Genomic DNA, 14,630 nt, shown 5'->3' with positions numbered 1-14,630 from the left:
TTTGAGTAAACTAACTATCCCATTCTTTTCCTTTGATGCTCAAAATAATTTGATCAATAAGGAGATAATGGAGACTTTCGAAAGGGTTTATCAGAAAAAATGGTATATCCTAGGTAATGAACTTGATGCCTTTGAAAAGAAATATGCTGAATATAATGAAGTGGCACATTGTATTGGCGTGGCAAACGGCCTTGACGCTTTAACCATATCCTTAAAAACATTAAATATTGGTCCTGATGATGAAGTGATTGTACCATCGAACACCTTTATAGCTTCGTGGCTGGCCATATCAAATACAGGGGCAAAAATTGTACCTGTTGAACCCGATATTAATACATACAATTTAGATCCGCAGAAACTATGGAATTCAATTACTAATAAAACAAAAGCTATAATGCCCGTACATTTATATGGGCAGGCGTGTGAAATGGATGCCATAATGGAAATTGCAAAAAAAAATAAGTTATATGTAATTGAAGATAATGCCCAGGCGCATGGTTGCACTTATCAAGGCCAATTAACAGGTAGCTTTGGCGATATTAACGCTACAAGCTTCTATCCTACAAAAAATCTTGGAGCATTAGGAGATGCAGGGGCTATAACTACAAATAATCCCATACTTGCCGAAAAAGCCAGGCTGCTGCGCAACTATGGTTCCGAAAGTAAATACAATAATCAGGTAATTGGTTTAAACTCCCGCCTCGACGAATTACAAGCGGCATTTCTTGCTGTAAAATTAAATCACATAGCAACCTGGACTATAGAAAGGAAGGCATTAGCCAATATTTACCACGAACAATTAAAAAACATTGGCGATATGCGTTTGCCCGATATAGCACCCAGGGCAGACCATGTTTATCACTTATTCGTGATCAGAACTGAGCAACGAGACAAATTACAACAACACCTATACAATAACGGTATTGACACTGCTATACATTACCCCATTCCGCCACATTTACAAAACGCTTACAAACATTTAGGGTATAAAAAAGGAGCGTTTCCTATAGCTGAAAAGTTAGCAAATACCATTCTAAGTTTGCCATTATATCCAGGCATGAAAAACAGCGACATATTATATATCTGCGATCGTATTAAAAAGTTTTATGCCTAAGTCCCGAATATTGATAGTTAGTAATTTATTAACTATAGGCGGTGCAGAAAAGTTAATTTATGAATTAGTTGTGTTTGCACGTCAAAATAATATTGAGCCAACAATTTTAATTCTGGATAATTACAAGGTGGAATATTATGATAAAATATATAAGGAAATAAAGGTAAATGTGGTTCGAACCAGATTACACAACATTAAACATTTAAGAGCCCCATTCAAAATGTTGCGCTCTATATACTGGGTATTATTATTGAAATTTTTCACCAATAACTTTTATGAAAGTGTTCATCTAATGGGTTTGTATAATCTTTATCAGATAAAAGCATTATTAAAACATAAACATCGCTTTTTTTGGCATGTTACCAATGCTATCCAATGCACGAATGGCACTTATGACTTTCCATCAAGTTATTTCGATGACGAACGCGATACCATAGTTTGCATTAACCGATATCAGATTAATGAACTTATAGCTCACTACGGGCATGCATTAAAATGCAACCTCCGTTTATTCAAGTTATTTATAAATGATTAAGCTTAATGTAATCGCCCGGGTAGATAAGGATAAAAACTCCTTTGGTGATTTGCTATACGCCCTTCATCAATTAAAGCAAGAACAAATCACACAAGTAAATATATTGTTTGTCGGCCCCATAGGAAATGAAAGTCTATATTTTGAAACTTTAGCACTTGCACAACATTTAGGCATTTCATCAAATATTTCATTCACGAAAAAGGCTATTCTAATTGATGACCTTAGTGAAGATATAAAATCGGGTTATTTTGTAAATTTCACAATAGCTGATTTTATGGGGTACTCAGCCTTAGAAGCTATAAAAAATAATCTCAAGGCAATATTTTATAATGCTGACAGTCAATATATAGAAAGCATTAAAGACAAACCCATTAATTTATGTGCTGATCTTAAAGAATTTATATCCCTTATAAAACGGCTCATTTCAGAAAAACCTGCCGTTGATGCAGAAATTATTAAAAGTAATGAGAGACTGAAAGATACTTTCAGATTAAGTAATAATGATAAACGAACCTTATTATCCTTTATAAAGCCGTAATGCAGTTAGGTGTATCTGTAATTGTTTGTTGCTACAACAGTGCCGAGCGTTTACCCCAAACAATAAAACACCTGGCTTTGCAGCGTGTACCCTCACATATTCCGTGGGAAATTATTGTGATCGATAATGCTTCCACTGATAATACTGGGGTAATTGCTGATCAGGAGTGGAATAAATACAGCAAGCAAGTTAAATTTAGAGTTATTAAGCAACCTGTTGCAGGATTAAGCTATGCGCGCGAAAAAGGAATTGAAAATGCTCAATATGAATATATGCTTTTTTGCGATGACGACAACTGGCTTTATAACGATTATATTTCAAAATCATATGAAATAATGACCTCTGACCCTCAAATTGGCGCAGTTGGCGGATGCGGAATATTTGAGCCTGAACAACCTGCTTGGTTCGAAGTAGAAACACATAAAATAGCTTATGTAAACGGCCCTCAAACATGGGCTAAAACTGAGCACTGGGTTTACGGAGCAGGATCGGTTTATAGAAAAAGTATATTTATTACTTTAAGGAAAGAAAATTGGCGGCAAATTACAACGGGAAGATTAGGTAACAAGCTGATATCTGGCGAAGATGTAGAGATCTGTTTCATGATCTATCTTTTAGGTTATAAGATCATTTCTGATGACAAATTGTTGTTTAAACATTTTGTGCCAATTAAAAGGCAAAATATAAACTATATACTTAACTTACATTACTGGCAAAGCTATACTAATGTGTTGCTGAACAGTTATTATCCTATTTTAAATCACGATGAACGCCAGATAGAAAAAATAATAAATGGGTGGTATTGGATTACAGCAAAAACTTTTCTGAAGCAAAAGGTTAAATGTTTTTTTGTGAAAAAGCCCTTAACATTTAAAGAAAAAATTAACTATCACGCAGTTCTGGGAACTTTTGCTGGGCTACGAGAAAATAGGGAAAGAATAATTGAACACCACAATGAGTTACATAGAATATTAGCCAGTGTCCTTAATACAATTAAATAAGTTTGGCACTTTACATAATGGTAGCGATATAATCTTTTGTAAAACTGAATTATTAAAGTCTGAATTTAAAAAAATAGCCGAAATTAAAAATAATGTAATCTTAATATCGGGTAATAGTGATGACCCTGTGGATATACAGTTATCATCTAAAATGCCAGAAAATATTTTACATTGGTATTGTCAAAATAATGAAGTTTTTAATGATAGATTAACCTCAATTCCAATTGGGTTAGAAAACACATTTACAAATAAAAGAACAGGCCATGGAGTTGCTTGGCCTCATGCGAGAGAAAAAATCAAGTTGTTGAATGATGTAATTAAAGTACAACAAACTTTTAAACCTAATAAACTTGTTTACGCAAATTTTAATGTAATTACAAATAAGTCACACAGATTACCGATAGCTGATTTGTGCAAAAAAAACACATTTATTACTTGGCATGAGCCTTTGCTAAAATATTCCGAATTTATTAAGCAAGTATTAAATCACGAAGCAACTATTTGTCCGGCTGGCAATGGCATAGATACGCATAGGTTATATGAAGTTTTATATTGCGACAGAGTAGCGATTACGATTAAAACGGGTAATTATGCGATATATAATTCACTTTATGAAAAATTACCTATTGTAATACTTAATAATATAGAAGATTTGTATAACAAGGATAAAATCTCACAACTAATCAACGATGCCCGCATTAAAAAAAAATCGATGAATCTTTTAGATTTCAACTATTGGGAGAAATTGATTTTAGAGTCGTCTTCTAACATCGTTAAAAAACCTACAATTCAATTTAAAGTGAAACAATTAATCACAGATATATTTAGATGGAGGTAAAGTTAATTATCCTTGTAATGTGTTCCAGCTCCAATAAATATAAAAAATTGGAAAAAGCCATTAAACAAACATGGGCACTAAATGCACATCCAGATGTATTAATAATCTTTTATTCAGATAACGGGAGAAAAGTCTTTAAAAAAAACAAACCGATTTTTAATGGAAAAGATTTAATATTACCATGTAAAGACGGATATTATCATTGCCTTGAAAAAACAATACAGGCTTTCGATTTTATAAATAAAAATTTCACTTATAAATATATCTTCAGGACTAACCTTGGATCATATATATCTTTAGAGAAGATTGTTGCTTTTCTAAATAACAAATCTGAAAAAGAGTTTTACTGTGGCATTATTGGTAATTATCTGTTGTGTAATAAAATAATTCCATTTGCATCCGGTTCCGGTTTTTTTTTATCCAAAGACTTGGTGGAACTTTTAGTAACAAATAGAAATAACTTAGATTATTCGCTTATTGATGATGTTGCTTTTGGAGTTTTCATGAATGATAAAAAAATATTGATAAATAATAATGCACTTCGATTAAGTTATACGAACAACCTTATAGAATATCATATAGGCTCGCAAACTGTCGATTGCATTAACAATAATCTTTTATATCATATCAGGCTCAGATCTTCTGATAGAAATATAGATATAAAAAGAATGTACGCCCTATCAAAATCTGACTTCTAAGAACTTGAAAATTGATCGTTCAATAATTGCAACAGATAATAATTCCTTCTATTATGATTTTTGGCCCCTAACGTCAAGAGCCTGGAGGAACTTTAATATTGAACCAACAATTGCGGTAATAGGAAATGTAAATATAAATCCTCTTTACGGAACTATTCTCAATATTCCTGAAATTATTAATATTCCATCAGGCTTCATAGCACAGATTATACGTTTTATTATACCTTGTTTTTTTCCGAATGAAGTTTGTATAATAGGTGACATCGATATGGTTCCTTTATCCAACAACTACTTTCAAAAACAAATATCAAACTATCATGATGATCAAATAATTATCTATTCATCGGATGCTTACAAAACCCCGCAAAGATATCCGATGTGTTATATCGCAGCCAAGGGTAAATATTTTCAACAAATAATTGGATTAGATAATATAGATTATGTTTCAATAGAAACATTTATAAAAAATTTATATGCACTAAATTTAAAATGGGATACAGACGAACTTTTTTTCACTAAACAATTATGTCAGTCCACTCTGATCAAAAATACTATTTTTTTAAAAAGAGGAGGTTGGAAGCCCTACGCAAGAAGGCGAATAGATAGAGAGAATTGGAATATCTCGAAATTCAGCTTATTTTTTAATAAATATATTGATGCACACTGTTTACGTCCTTACAACTCCCATTATAATAAACTAAAACCCCTGATCGACTATGTTCACTTGAACTCAAACGGTAAAAGGTATTTTTATTTTTGGTTAAAATTTCCTTTTAAGACACTTATCAATAAATTCAATTTATTCAAACAAATACTATTCGGCAAAGATCGATTTAAGATCATTGATCAGATTGTCAGGGATCCATGTGAAAAAACAAAAATCATTTCTTTCTCATTATACGGCAATAATGATCGATATCTATTAAACATAGATCACGTCCTTCAATCTTATAAGAATTACCTTCCGGACTGGAAGTTAAGAATCTATGTATCAAATGATACGAAAGACCAGATTATTCAATTATTACTTAACAATGATTGCGAAATATTTGTTATGAACGGGCGAGGAATTGATTTTAGATATTCAATGTGGCGTTTCCTATCAATTGAAGATAAAAAAGCAGAAGCAATTATAATACGTGACATAGACTCGGTCTGTACATTGAGGGAGAAAAAAATGATCGAAGAATGGTTAATATCTGATAAAAACTTTCATATAATAAGAGATCATATATGTCATAACACATATATAATGGGTGGAATGTGGGGAATAAAGGGAAACACTTTTACCATAAAAAAAATGTTTAATCAATTACTACTAGTAAATAAATATGATTGTGATCAGGAATTTTTATCTAAAATAATGTATCCCTTAGTAAAGGACGATGCAATGATACATGATAGTTTTCCCAGATTTCCTGACGAAAACCCAATCATAATACCACATGATACAGAAGGATTCATTGGAGAGACTGTTACTGACGATGTGATTAAAAACAGAGATAGAGAATCATTAAAAATATTAAAAAGAAAAAGAATCTCTTTACAAAAACTATCCTTTTAAAATGTATCTACCTTCATTAGGTACTTATAAAAATAAGTTTATAGCCCTCGGGGTATCATACCCCCTAAAAACTATTTCGGTTAATTCTACTTTACTACCACTTCTTCCATATGATCATAATAAAATAGGCTGGCCATGGACCGAAGAAACCTCGCCTGATATCTATCATTCTAAAATTAACTGGCCAAAAATTACGATTGTAACGCCTTCTTTTAACCAGGCACAGTTTTTAGAACAAACCATTCGCTCAGTACTGTTACAAAACTACCCGAATCTGGAATATATAATTATTGATGGCGATAGTACTGATGGTTCCAAAGAAATCCTTGAAAAATATTCACCATGGATAAGTTATTGGCATAGTGAAAAAGACAGAGGACAGGGTAATGCCATAAATATGGGCTTCAGCTTGGCTTCGGGCGATTATTATGCATGGATTAATAGCGATGATTATTATATAAGGGGGACTTTTTTTAAGGTTGCCCAAGAATTTATGCGTTCAAAAAAAGATTTTGTATACGGTTATGCCTACGGATATAATTGCGAAACAAAAAAACTGACGCTACAAACACTTTTACCAGTGCTTGATTACTTTATTAAAATTCCAAGCATCATACAACCATCTACCTTTTGGAGTGCCAAAATACACCAACCAATATGGGAGGAACTATATTGTGCATTGGATTTTGAATTATGGCTGCGACTCGTTAAAGGTAATCGGCGAAAATTAATTAAAGAACCTCTCTCTGTTGCGAACCAACATGACAATGCCAAAACCTTCAACCCGGAGATGAATGCTAAGTGGGAGGAAGATCACCAAAAAATTTGGAGTCCGGAAGCTCATGGAACGGTATATGAATGGAAAAGGATTATTTTTTGGAATAAAATAAGAAGAAAACTTCATAAAATATTTAACCGCCCATAGTTGCTGTTTAATACCCTCCTTTTTCTTGTATTTTTTTTAATTGTTACCATAACATACTATCTATTACCGCATAGATTCAGGTGGGTGTGGCTATTAGCGGCGAGTTGTTACTTCTATATGTATTTTAAGCCGGCTTATATTCTCATCATCTTTTTCACCATAATAGTTGATTATTGTGCTGGTATACTTATTCAAAATTCAACGGGAGCAACCCGTAAACTTTACCTTATTTTAAGTCTGGTGACTAATATAGGCGTTCTGGCTTTTTATAAATATTTTAATTTTTTAGTAGGTAATCTAAACTTCCTTGCATCGGCGGTGCATGCACCACAAATTCCTTTACTTAACATTATTCTGCCTTTAGGTCTTTCCTTCCATACTTTTCAGGCCATGAGTTATACCATTGAGGTTTATCGTGGCAATCAAAAATGTGAAAAACATCTCGGGATATACTCACTATATGTAATGTTCTACCCACAGATGGTAGCCGGCCCAATTGAAAGGCCACAACATATACTGCCACAATTGCACCGCGTAAATAAGTTTATAAGTAAGAACCTCGTAACAGGATTGTTCTTGATGGCAATTGGATTGTTTAAAAAAGTGGTTATTGCCGATAGACTGGGTTTATTTGTCGACCCGGTGTTTGCTAATCCGCATAGCCATACCGCATTTGACCTGTTATTGGCAACCTATTTCTTCGCCTTCCAAATCTATTGTGATTTTAGTGGTTACTCCGATATGGCTATTGGGGCGGCATTGGTTTTAGGTATACATTTGATGCAGAATTTCAATATGCCCTATCTGTCTAAAAATATTGCTGAGTTTTGGAAAAGATGGCATATATCACTTTCTACTTGGTTTCGTGATTATTTATATATCCCGCTTGGGGGTAACCGGGTAAGCTTCAGCATTACTTGTTTAAATTTATTGATCGTATTCGCAATAAGCGGCTTATGGCATGGAGCAAGCTGGAAATATCTTGCTTGGGGAGGTATCCATGGATGCCTTATTGTCGGATACCATTTGCTGAAAAAATTCAGGTTAACAATAAAAGGTCTTACGTACTTCAATTGGCTAATTACCTTCAATATGGTTTGCCTAGCATGGATATTTTTCAGGGCAGACAACGTTATGGATGGCTGGTATATTTTTAAAAAAATATTTACCACTTTGCGATTTACTTACTCGTCTAATTCTATAATGACAAGTAAAGAAGCTTGGTATTGCATTATCATTATTATAGGGCTAATGATGGGCGAATGGCGTTTGAGAAACTCAAGTGAATTCACTAAAAGGAAAAAAATTATTATTACCTGCGGATTAGGTATAATATGTTATTTCCTGGGCATATTTAACGAAACACAATTCATTTACTTCCAGTTTTGACACGAAAGGTAATTGGTGTATTGGTTTTGATGTTTAGCATAGCCTTGCTGACAACTGCCATGAATCAATCATTTATTAACAGAATAAAACAAGCAAAATATTTCGACCATCTAAATAATACATCAAGTGATAAAAGCTCAATTTATGAGTTTCTGTTTATTAAATCGGACAGGTGGGAATATGGTGATCTTTACGGGGTGAGTTTTTTATCCCAATACAAAATTAAACTACAACCTTTTACAACATATAAGCAAAACAAGCATAAGCCTGTAACTAACCGGATACTTTATATTATAGGTGACAGCTTTTTAGCTGATAAATCACTCGCGGGTGCCTTTAAGGCATTCGACAATGTGGTGTTTTTAGACCGCAGATTTCCCTTCGGACCAATAGTATTAGATAGCACTAAACAGAATTACCTGATAATGGAATTTGCTGAACGTAACCTTAATGGTTATGACCTTAAAAAAACGGGGGAAACTATTTGGAAAAAAAAAGAAATACAAGCCGGTTTAAATTTTAACAGCAAGTTCACTACATCTAAAAGCCAAAAAGACAGACCATCTGTTTTTACCAGGTTAGGCAATATTATTTTTAATAAAGACCTCAACCGTAATCTGGAGCTTTTGCTTTTTGATAATAAAGTTACAACACCGTTTAAGGAAGCAAAAGCATCTTTAAATTACAATTTACTGGGCAGAGTTTCCAAAGAAGTTACGGTGAGTACAGACAGAAAGCGGCTGCTTTTTAATATTACGGTGGATACCAGCAATTTAGAGTCCGGATTCAGACCCATATCCGACAAAGAAAAAGATAGTATTGCTGATCACCTTAACACCGCTAAGAATTATTATCGGTCAATCGGTTTTAAGAATGTCTTTTTGTCGGTAGTGCCAAACGCTGCATCAATATATGATGAAAACAGGATGCCTTATAACCATTTGCAACAACGTATAGAAAAAACGGTACATTTTCCATTCATTCCATTGTATAACACATTCAAAAAAAGTCCACACAATCTTTTTTCTTTAAGTGATTCGCATTGGAATCCATTGGGATTTAATACTTGGGTAAAGCAGGCAGATTCAACCTTAAATGTAAACTTAAACTAATGCCTTTCTTTTCCATTATAGTTCCAACGTATAATTGCGCGAATACTCTACAGAAAACCTTGGATAGTATAGCTTCACAAAAATTTAATGAATATGAGCTGATTTTTATGGATGGGGCATCTACAGATAAAACTTTATCTATTATTGATGATTTCAAATCTGCAAATATTTTAATAAACTCCACACTCATTTCTGCACCTGACAGTGGTATATATGATGCCATGAATAAAGGAATAGCTATTGCCAATGGTGAATGGCTTTATTTTATGGGTGGCGATGATAAATTTTATAATCCATCTGTTTTAAATGCTGTATATCTGGAAATATCCAAATCAAATGTCGATCTGATTTACGGTAAAGTAACCGGATTAAATTCACAGATCAATTATATAGATGACACTCTATCTAAAGTATTATCAAGAGGTATTCATCATCAAAGCGTTTTTTATAATAAGCGAATTTTTGATAAAATTGGTAATTATGATCTCAAATTTAAAATAGCCGCCGACTATCATTTAACGCTTAAAGTATTTTTAAACGACCTGTTTATAAAGAGATTCATCAATATTGACATTACTTATTTCGGAGAAAGCGGTCTAAGTTCCTTCATGTTTGACTATTCCTTTTTTAGTTACCACTATAAATTATTAGCGACTAATAATGGCATTAATAAAATTGAAAATCCCGATGAATGTCTGCAAAAATCTATTTATTGCTGTTTATATCTCGCAAGAACGAAAAAAAATGTGGCATTTGGTTGGCGTAATTTATGGTATTATTTAAGACATATAAATACACTCCGTTTGTCCTTTCGTATAAAAACATTTTTCAGGATGTGCTTTTGGAGCTTAAAGTTTCCAACTTAAATGACTGTAGGATTAGTAACGCCATACTTTCCGGATCGTAAGACAATTGATAGTGGTATTGCAAATCACTGTTTATTTTTGGCAGAGGGTTTAATATCTGCCGGGCACAAAGTTATAGTAATTCATATAAGGCCACGGTATGAAGATGAAAATGAGGAATTTGATGAGTATAGCATTAACGAAAACCTCATTGTAAGGACCTACAAGGTTACACTTACAAAACTAACAAGCAGGCTAATCAGATCAAAATGGGCAATTATCGATTTTGCAGTTAAATTAAAATGCATGTTAGTAGCGCTTAAAGTGCTTAATAAAATCATTAAAACCTTTGGCATAGATATTATTGAAACCTCAAGTTATTTCTCGTTATGTTATTTTTCATCATTCATAAAAATAAAAGCTCCTATAGTTGTAAGAGTGAGCACGTTATTTAGCCAAATGATGAATGAACATTATCCGTTCAAATCCAGACTAATGGATATGATTGGTAAAATGGAAATATCGTTTATTAAAAGATCAAAGTATTTAGTAACACATGCAAAAAATCATGCAAAAGAGGTAGAACTGATTACTAGGGTAAGCTCAAAATCGTTTAAAATCATACCGCATGGCATTAACTTGTCAAGTTTAAATAACCATACGCCCAACCCCACCTCTGCTCTCAAAATACTGTATGTAGGTCGTTTAGAGTATAGAAAAGGGACAGATATATTATTGCAAGCCATCCCTGTTGTTTTAAAACAAAATCCCGGTGTACAATTTGAATTAATTGGCAATGATCCTAATAAAGAATATCAAAACAACTTCCGGGAAAATAACTCTCATGAAATAGCGGACAAAGTTTTTTTTAGTGGTAAGGTAGATAATGACAAACTAAGACAGGCTTACAATGATTGTGATATCTTTGTCGCACCTTCAAGATATGAGTCTTTCGGATTGATTTTTATTGAGGCGATGAGTTACAATAAACCAGTTATAGCATGCAATGTTGGTGGTGTGTCAGAAATTATCACTCATAGACAAAATGGTCTGTTTGCTAGAAATGAAGATCCTGTTGATCTGGCAAAAAAAATACTACAGTTAGTTAATAATGAAAGTTTAAGATTAAAAATAGGTAATGCAGCCAGACAAACTGTTGAGGAAAGATTCACAAAAGAAATGCTCGCCAAAAACACCGTTTCATATTATAACCAAATTTTAGCCTGCTAATATAGTATATGCGTATAACCGTAATAATACCAACCTATAATCCAAACATTAATCGGATACATCAAACTATAGCCGCGCTTAAAGACCAAACGTTTCCTCATCATATGTGGGAGCTTATAATCGTCGATAACAACTCTTCAACTAATTTCACCACAGATATTGACATAAGTTGGCATCCTAACCGTTACATAATAAAAGAAGATAAACAAGGGCTTACTTACGCTCGTTTGGCTGGCTTCAAAATTGCAAAGGGAGATATTATTATAATGGTTGATGATGACAATATTCTCGAAGAAAATTACTTAGTGAATGTCTATGAAATATTTAATAGTTACCCTTTTTTAGGTGCCGCTGGTGGTAAATCATTGCCAATATATGAATCACCAGCCCCTGTCTGGCTTTTTCAATTTGAAAGCAGTTTAGCTATCAGAAATTTAGGAGAAGAAAAAATAATAAATAAATGGGAAAATCATTTTCCGTACTCATCTCCAATAGGTGCTGGAATGGCTCTGCGCACGGTAGCATTAGAACGTTATATAAGCAGAATTGAAATAAGGGGGAATAATATTATTACAGATCGCAATGCTACTACATTAAGTTCCGGCGGGGATAATGATATAGTTATTGATATACTGAAATCGGGCTGGCAAGTTGGTTATTTTCCGAATCTGGAACTAAAACATATTATTCCTACCGAACGTATGAAAGTGCCTTACCTTGCGCGTTTAAATCATGATACCAATAAATCATGGATTATACTACTGCAAAGTCACGGTATTAATCCATGGAAGAAGATACCACCGCAAAGTGTACTTCCCAGAAAAATAAAAGCGTGGTTTACTTACAAGGCCTGGAAAAATAAAGGAAACTATATAAAGTGGAAAGGTGCCTGTGGTATGTATGAAGCACTATCCATTTAGCAGTAATACAGTGTATCAGGATTTGATCAATTTTTTTTATCGTAACCCAAAATCACAGCTAAAAAAATATAAACATTTTGGGGGATTTTTAAATTATCAAAAAATGATCAATGGTCGTAACCTGATGAAAAAAAAGTCATTAGAATTACCTCCTGTGATTTCTGAAAATGATGGATTACCGATCTATTTTTTAACAGGTAAAAACTATCTGTACCAAACTTTATTCTGCATACAGTCGCTTACCAAGGTCACAACCATGTCGTTCAAATATATTTTAGTGGATGATGGAAGTTTTGATAATAAACTAATAGGACAAATACAAAAACAGTTACCTGGAGCCGAGATCATTTCTAACGATATTATACAAAGTAATATTGAAAAAGCAATCAGTATTGATAAATATCCTTATTTACGAAAAAAAAGAGCCATTTATCCACACATTAAAAAACTTACGGATATACACACTATTCCTGACAATAAATGGAAACTTGTTTTAGATTCAGATATGCTTTTCTGGAGTGAGCCTATAACAATCATCAAATGGCTGCAAAATCCTTACATGCCAATACATATGGTGGACTGCGAAGAATCGTACGGGTATTCAAGGAATTTAATGAAAGAACTGTCAGGTGCAGAAGTAAAACCTATGCTAAATGTTGGTGTAATTGGTTTAAATAGTGACCAAGTTAATTGGGATGGGCTGGAGTTCTGGATAAAAAACCTGGAAGAAAAAGAAAAAACATCCTATTATCTTGAACAAGCCTTAACAGCTATGCTTATAGGCAATCAACACACTAATGCATTAAATCCCGATGAATACATTGTGAACCCTTCTTTTCATTTAAATAAAAATAAAATTGGAGTTTTACATCATTATGTTGATACCTCAAAAGAATCGTATTATACAAAAAGTTGGAAAGTATTAATAAAATAAATAGCCAACCTCTGGTCTCTATTATCATTCCGGCATATAATGCATCAGCGTATATTCAAAAAGCAATTATATCAGCCATAGACCAATCTTGGAGAAACAAGGAGATAATCATTATTGACGATGGCTCAACAGATAACACTTTAACAGTAGCAAAATATTTTGAGTGTGAAACAGTGCATGTATTTCACCAGGAAAATACAGGGGCAAGTGCCGCAAGAAATTTTGGTTTAAGCAAAGCTAAGGGTGAATATGTTCAGTTTTTAGACGCTGATGACATATTGAGTTTAGATAAGATCGAGGAGCAGGTAAATACATTATTAAAAAACCCATGTAAAATTGCTGTTTGCAGCACTGTACATTTTTTTGATGGAGAAGATCACCTAAGCTGCAAACCATCACAATATGAAGAATCCTATTTAATTAATGCCGATCCTGTTAAATTTTTGATAAAATTATGGGGTGGGTATGATGAAAACGGCTCGATGGTGCAGCCAAATGCATGGTTAACTCCAATGAGTTTGATCCAGTCTGCTGGATTATGGAACGAGGAATTGACACTTGATGATGACGGTGAATTTTTTGCTAGAGTGATATTAGCTTCGGAAGGGGTAATAAAAAGTAAAGGACTTAATTATTATAGGAAATATAAAAGTCGTAATAACCTTTCCTCTCAGACTAACACAAAAGATATAGAGAGTGCTGTAAAATCAACATTACTTAAAAAACAGTACATTTTAAAATGCACTAATAATGATACGGCTAAAAAAGCGGTTTTTACACAATTAATTAATCTTTGCCATATTTGTTATGGTCGAGAACATAACCTTTATAAGATAGTAAAAAAAGAATTAAAAACTGTACCCCAGTACAGGTATAATCACATTGTAGGCGGTACATTAATAAACAAAATAGCAATAATATTCGGTTGGAAAACTGCTAAGATTCTACAATTGATCTATCACAAAATTACAATAATCTTGTGATCAA

At 33.2% G+C, this 14,630-nt stretch carries 15 protein-coding genes; all 15 read left to right on the top strand.

Features of this window, described 5'->3' with window-relative positions:
- The first annotated feature begins 1 nt into the window (after position 1).
- The 15 genes from I5M19_RS02760 (at position 2) to I5M19_RS02690 (ending at position 14,626) form a co-directional block, all read left to right on the top strand.
- On the top strand, positions 2-1,114 hold the full coding sequence (locus tag I5M19_RS02760; RefSeq protein WP_235985751.1) for a DegT/DnrJ/EryC1/StrS family aminotransferase: 1,113 nt from the start codon (positions 2-4) through the stop codon (positions 1,112-1,114).
- Entirely contained in the window at positions 1,107-1,649 is a 543-nt protein-coding gene (locus tag I5M19_RS02755; RefSeq protein WP_200063779.1) for a glycosyltransferase family protein, read from the top strand. The genes I5M19_RS02760 and I5M19_RS02755 overlap by 8 nt, the downstream gene beginning before the upstream one ends.
- Complete coding sequence (locus I5M19_RS02750) at positions 1,642-2,187, top strand: hypothetical protein (protein ID WP_200063777.1); 546 nt, start codon at positions 1,642-1,644, stop codon at positions 2,185-2,187. The genes I5M19_RS02755 and I5M19_RS02750 overlap by 8 nt, the downstream gene beginning before the upstream one ends.
- Positions 2,187-3,188 carry a glycosyltransferase gene (locus I5M19_RS02745; RefSeq protein ID WP_200063776.1) on the top strand — a complete coding sequence of 334 codons (1,002 nt, stop codon included), beginning with the start codon at positions 2,187-2,189 and terminating at the stop codon, positions 3,186-3,188. Before I5M19_RS02750 ends, I5M19_RS02745 begins: the two co-directional genes overlap by 1 nt.
- Complete coding sequence (locus I5M19_RS02740) at positions 3,166-4,026, top strand: hypothetical protein (RefSeq protein WP_200063775.1); 861 nt, start codon at positions 3,166-3,168, stop codon at positions 4,024-4,026. The genes I5M19_RS02745 and I5M19_RS02740 overlap by 23 nt, the downstream gene beginning before the upstream one ends.
- A complete protein-coding gene (locus I5M19_RS02735; RefSeq protein WP_200063774.1) occupies positions 4,017-4,724 on the top strand; it encodes a glycosyltransferase family protein in 708 nt (235 codons plus the stop codon). Before I5M19_RS02740 ends, I5M19_RS02735 begins: the two co-directional genes overlap by 10 nt.
- Positions 4,725-4,728: 4 nt before the next feature.
- Entirely contained in the window at positions 4,729-6,288 is a 1,560-nt protein-coding gene (locus tag I5M19_RS02730) for a hypothetical protein (protein WP_200063773.1), read from the top strand.
- Position 6,289: 1 nt separating this feature from the next.
- A complete protein-coding gene (locus I5M19_RS02725; RefSeq protein ID WP_200063772.1) occupies positions 6,290-7,213 on the top strand; it encodes a glycosyltransferase family 2 protein in 924 nt (307 codons plus the stop codon).
- A 117-nt stretch (positions 7,214-7,330) separates the two neighbouring features.
- Complete coding sequence (locus I5M19_RS02720) at positions 7,331-8,602, top strand: MBOAT family O-acyltransferase (RefSeq protein ID WP_235985750.1); 1,272 nt, start codon at positions 7,331-7,333, stop codon at positions 8,600-8,602.
- A complete protein-coding gene (locus I5M19_RS02715) occupies positions 8,599-9,714 on the top strand; it encodes a hypothetical protein (RefSeq protein ID WP_200063768.1) in 1,116 nt (371 codons plus the stop codon). Before I5M19_RS02720 ends, I5M19_RS02715 begins: the two co-directional genes overlap by 4 nt.
- On the top strand, positions 9,714-10,580 hold the full coding sequence (locus tag I5M19_RS02710) for a glycosyltransferase family 2 protein (RefSeq protein ID WP_200063766.1): 867 nt from the start codon (positions 9,714-9,716) through the stop codon (positions 10,578-10,580). Before I5M19_RS02715 ends, I5M19_RS02710 begins: the two co-directional genes overlap by 1 nt.
- Complete coding sequence (locus I5M19_RS02705) at positions 10,581-11,789, top strand: glycosyltransferase family 4 protein (protein WP_200063764.1); 1,209 nt, start codon at positions 10,581-10,583, stop codon at positions 11,787-11,789. It begins immediately after the preceding gene.
- 8 nt (positions 11,790-11,797) lie between these two features.
- Positions 11,798-12,709, top strand: coding sequence for a glycosyltransferase (locus tag I5M19_RS02700; protein WP_200063762.1), 912 nt, complete (start codon positions 11,798-11,800; stop codon positions 12,707-12,709).
- A gap of 124 nt (positions 12,710-12,833) precedes the next feature.
- Complete coding sequence (locus tag I5M19_RS02695; protein ID WP_200063760.1) at positions 12,834-13,643, top strand: hypothetical protein; 810 nt, start codon at positions 12,834-12,836, stop codon at positions 13,641-13,643.
- Positions 13,622-14,626, top strand: a complete 1,005-nt coding sequence (locus tag I5M19_RS02690) for a glycosyltransferase family 2 protein (RefSeq protein ID WP_200063758.1) — start codon at positions 13,622-13,624, stop codon at positions 14,624-14,626. Before I5M19_RS02695 ends, I5M19_RS02690 begins: the two co-directional genes overlap by 22 nt.
- The last annotated feature ends 4 nt before the right edge of the window (positions 14,627-14,630 follow it).

The organism is Mucilaginibacter segetis (assembly GCF_016522075.1).
Taxonomy (GTDB): domain Bacteria; phylum Bacteroidota; class Bacteroidia; order Sphingobacteriales; family Sphingobacteriaceae; genus Mucilaginibacter; species Mucilaginibacter segetis.
The sequence above is the reverse complement of the archived record's forward strand: the minus strand, read 5'-3'. Positions and strand labels throughout refer to the sequence as shown.

Coding starts and splice junctions, on each gene's coding strand:
- I5M19_RS02755 (WP_200063779.1), top strand. CDS start 1,107: ATGCCTAAGTCCCGAATATTGATAGTTAGTAATTTATTAACTATAGGC.
- I5M19_RS02750 (WP_200063777.1), top strand. CDS start 1,642: ATGATTAAGCTTAATGTAATCGCCCGGGTAGATAAGGATAAAAACTCC.
- I5M19_RS02745 (WP_200063776.1), top strand. CDS start 2,187: ATGCAGTTAGGTGTATCTGTAATTGTTTGTTGCTACAACAGTGCCGAG.
- I5M19_RS02735 (WP_200063774.1), top strand. CDS start 4,017: ATGGAGGTAAAGTTAATTATCCTTGTAATGTGTTCCAGCTCCAATAAA.
- I5M19_RS02725 (WP_200063772.1), top strand. CDS start 6,290: ATGTATCTACCTTCATTAGGTACTTATAAAAATAAGTTTATAGCCCTC.
- I5M19_RS02720 (WP_235985750.1), top strand. CDS start 7,331: ATGTATTTTAAGCCGGCTTATATTCTCATCATCTTTTTCACCATAATA.
- I5M19_RS02710 (WP_200063766.1), top strand. CDS start 9,714: ATGCCTTTCTTTTCCATTATAGTTCCAACGTATAATTGCGCGAATACT.
- I5M19_RS02705 (WP_200063764.1), top strand. CDS start 10,581: ATGACTGTAGGATTAGTAACGCCATACTTTCCGGATCGTAAGACAATT.
- I5M19_RS02700 (WP_200063762.1), top strand. CDS start 11,798: ATGCGTATAACCGTAATAATACCAACCTATAATCCAAACATTAATCGG.
- I5M19_RS02695 (WP_200063760.1), top strand. CDS start 12,834: ATGAAAAAAAAGTCATTAGAATTACCTCCTGTGATTTCTGAAAATGAT.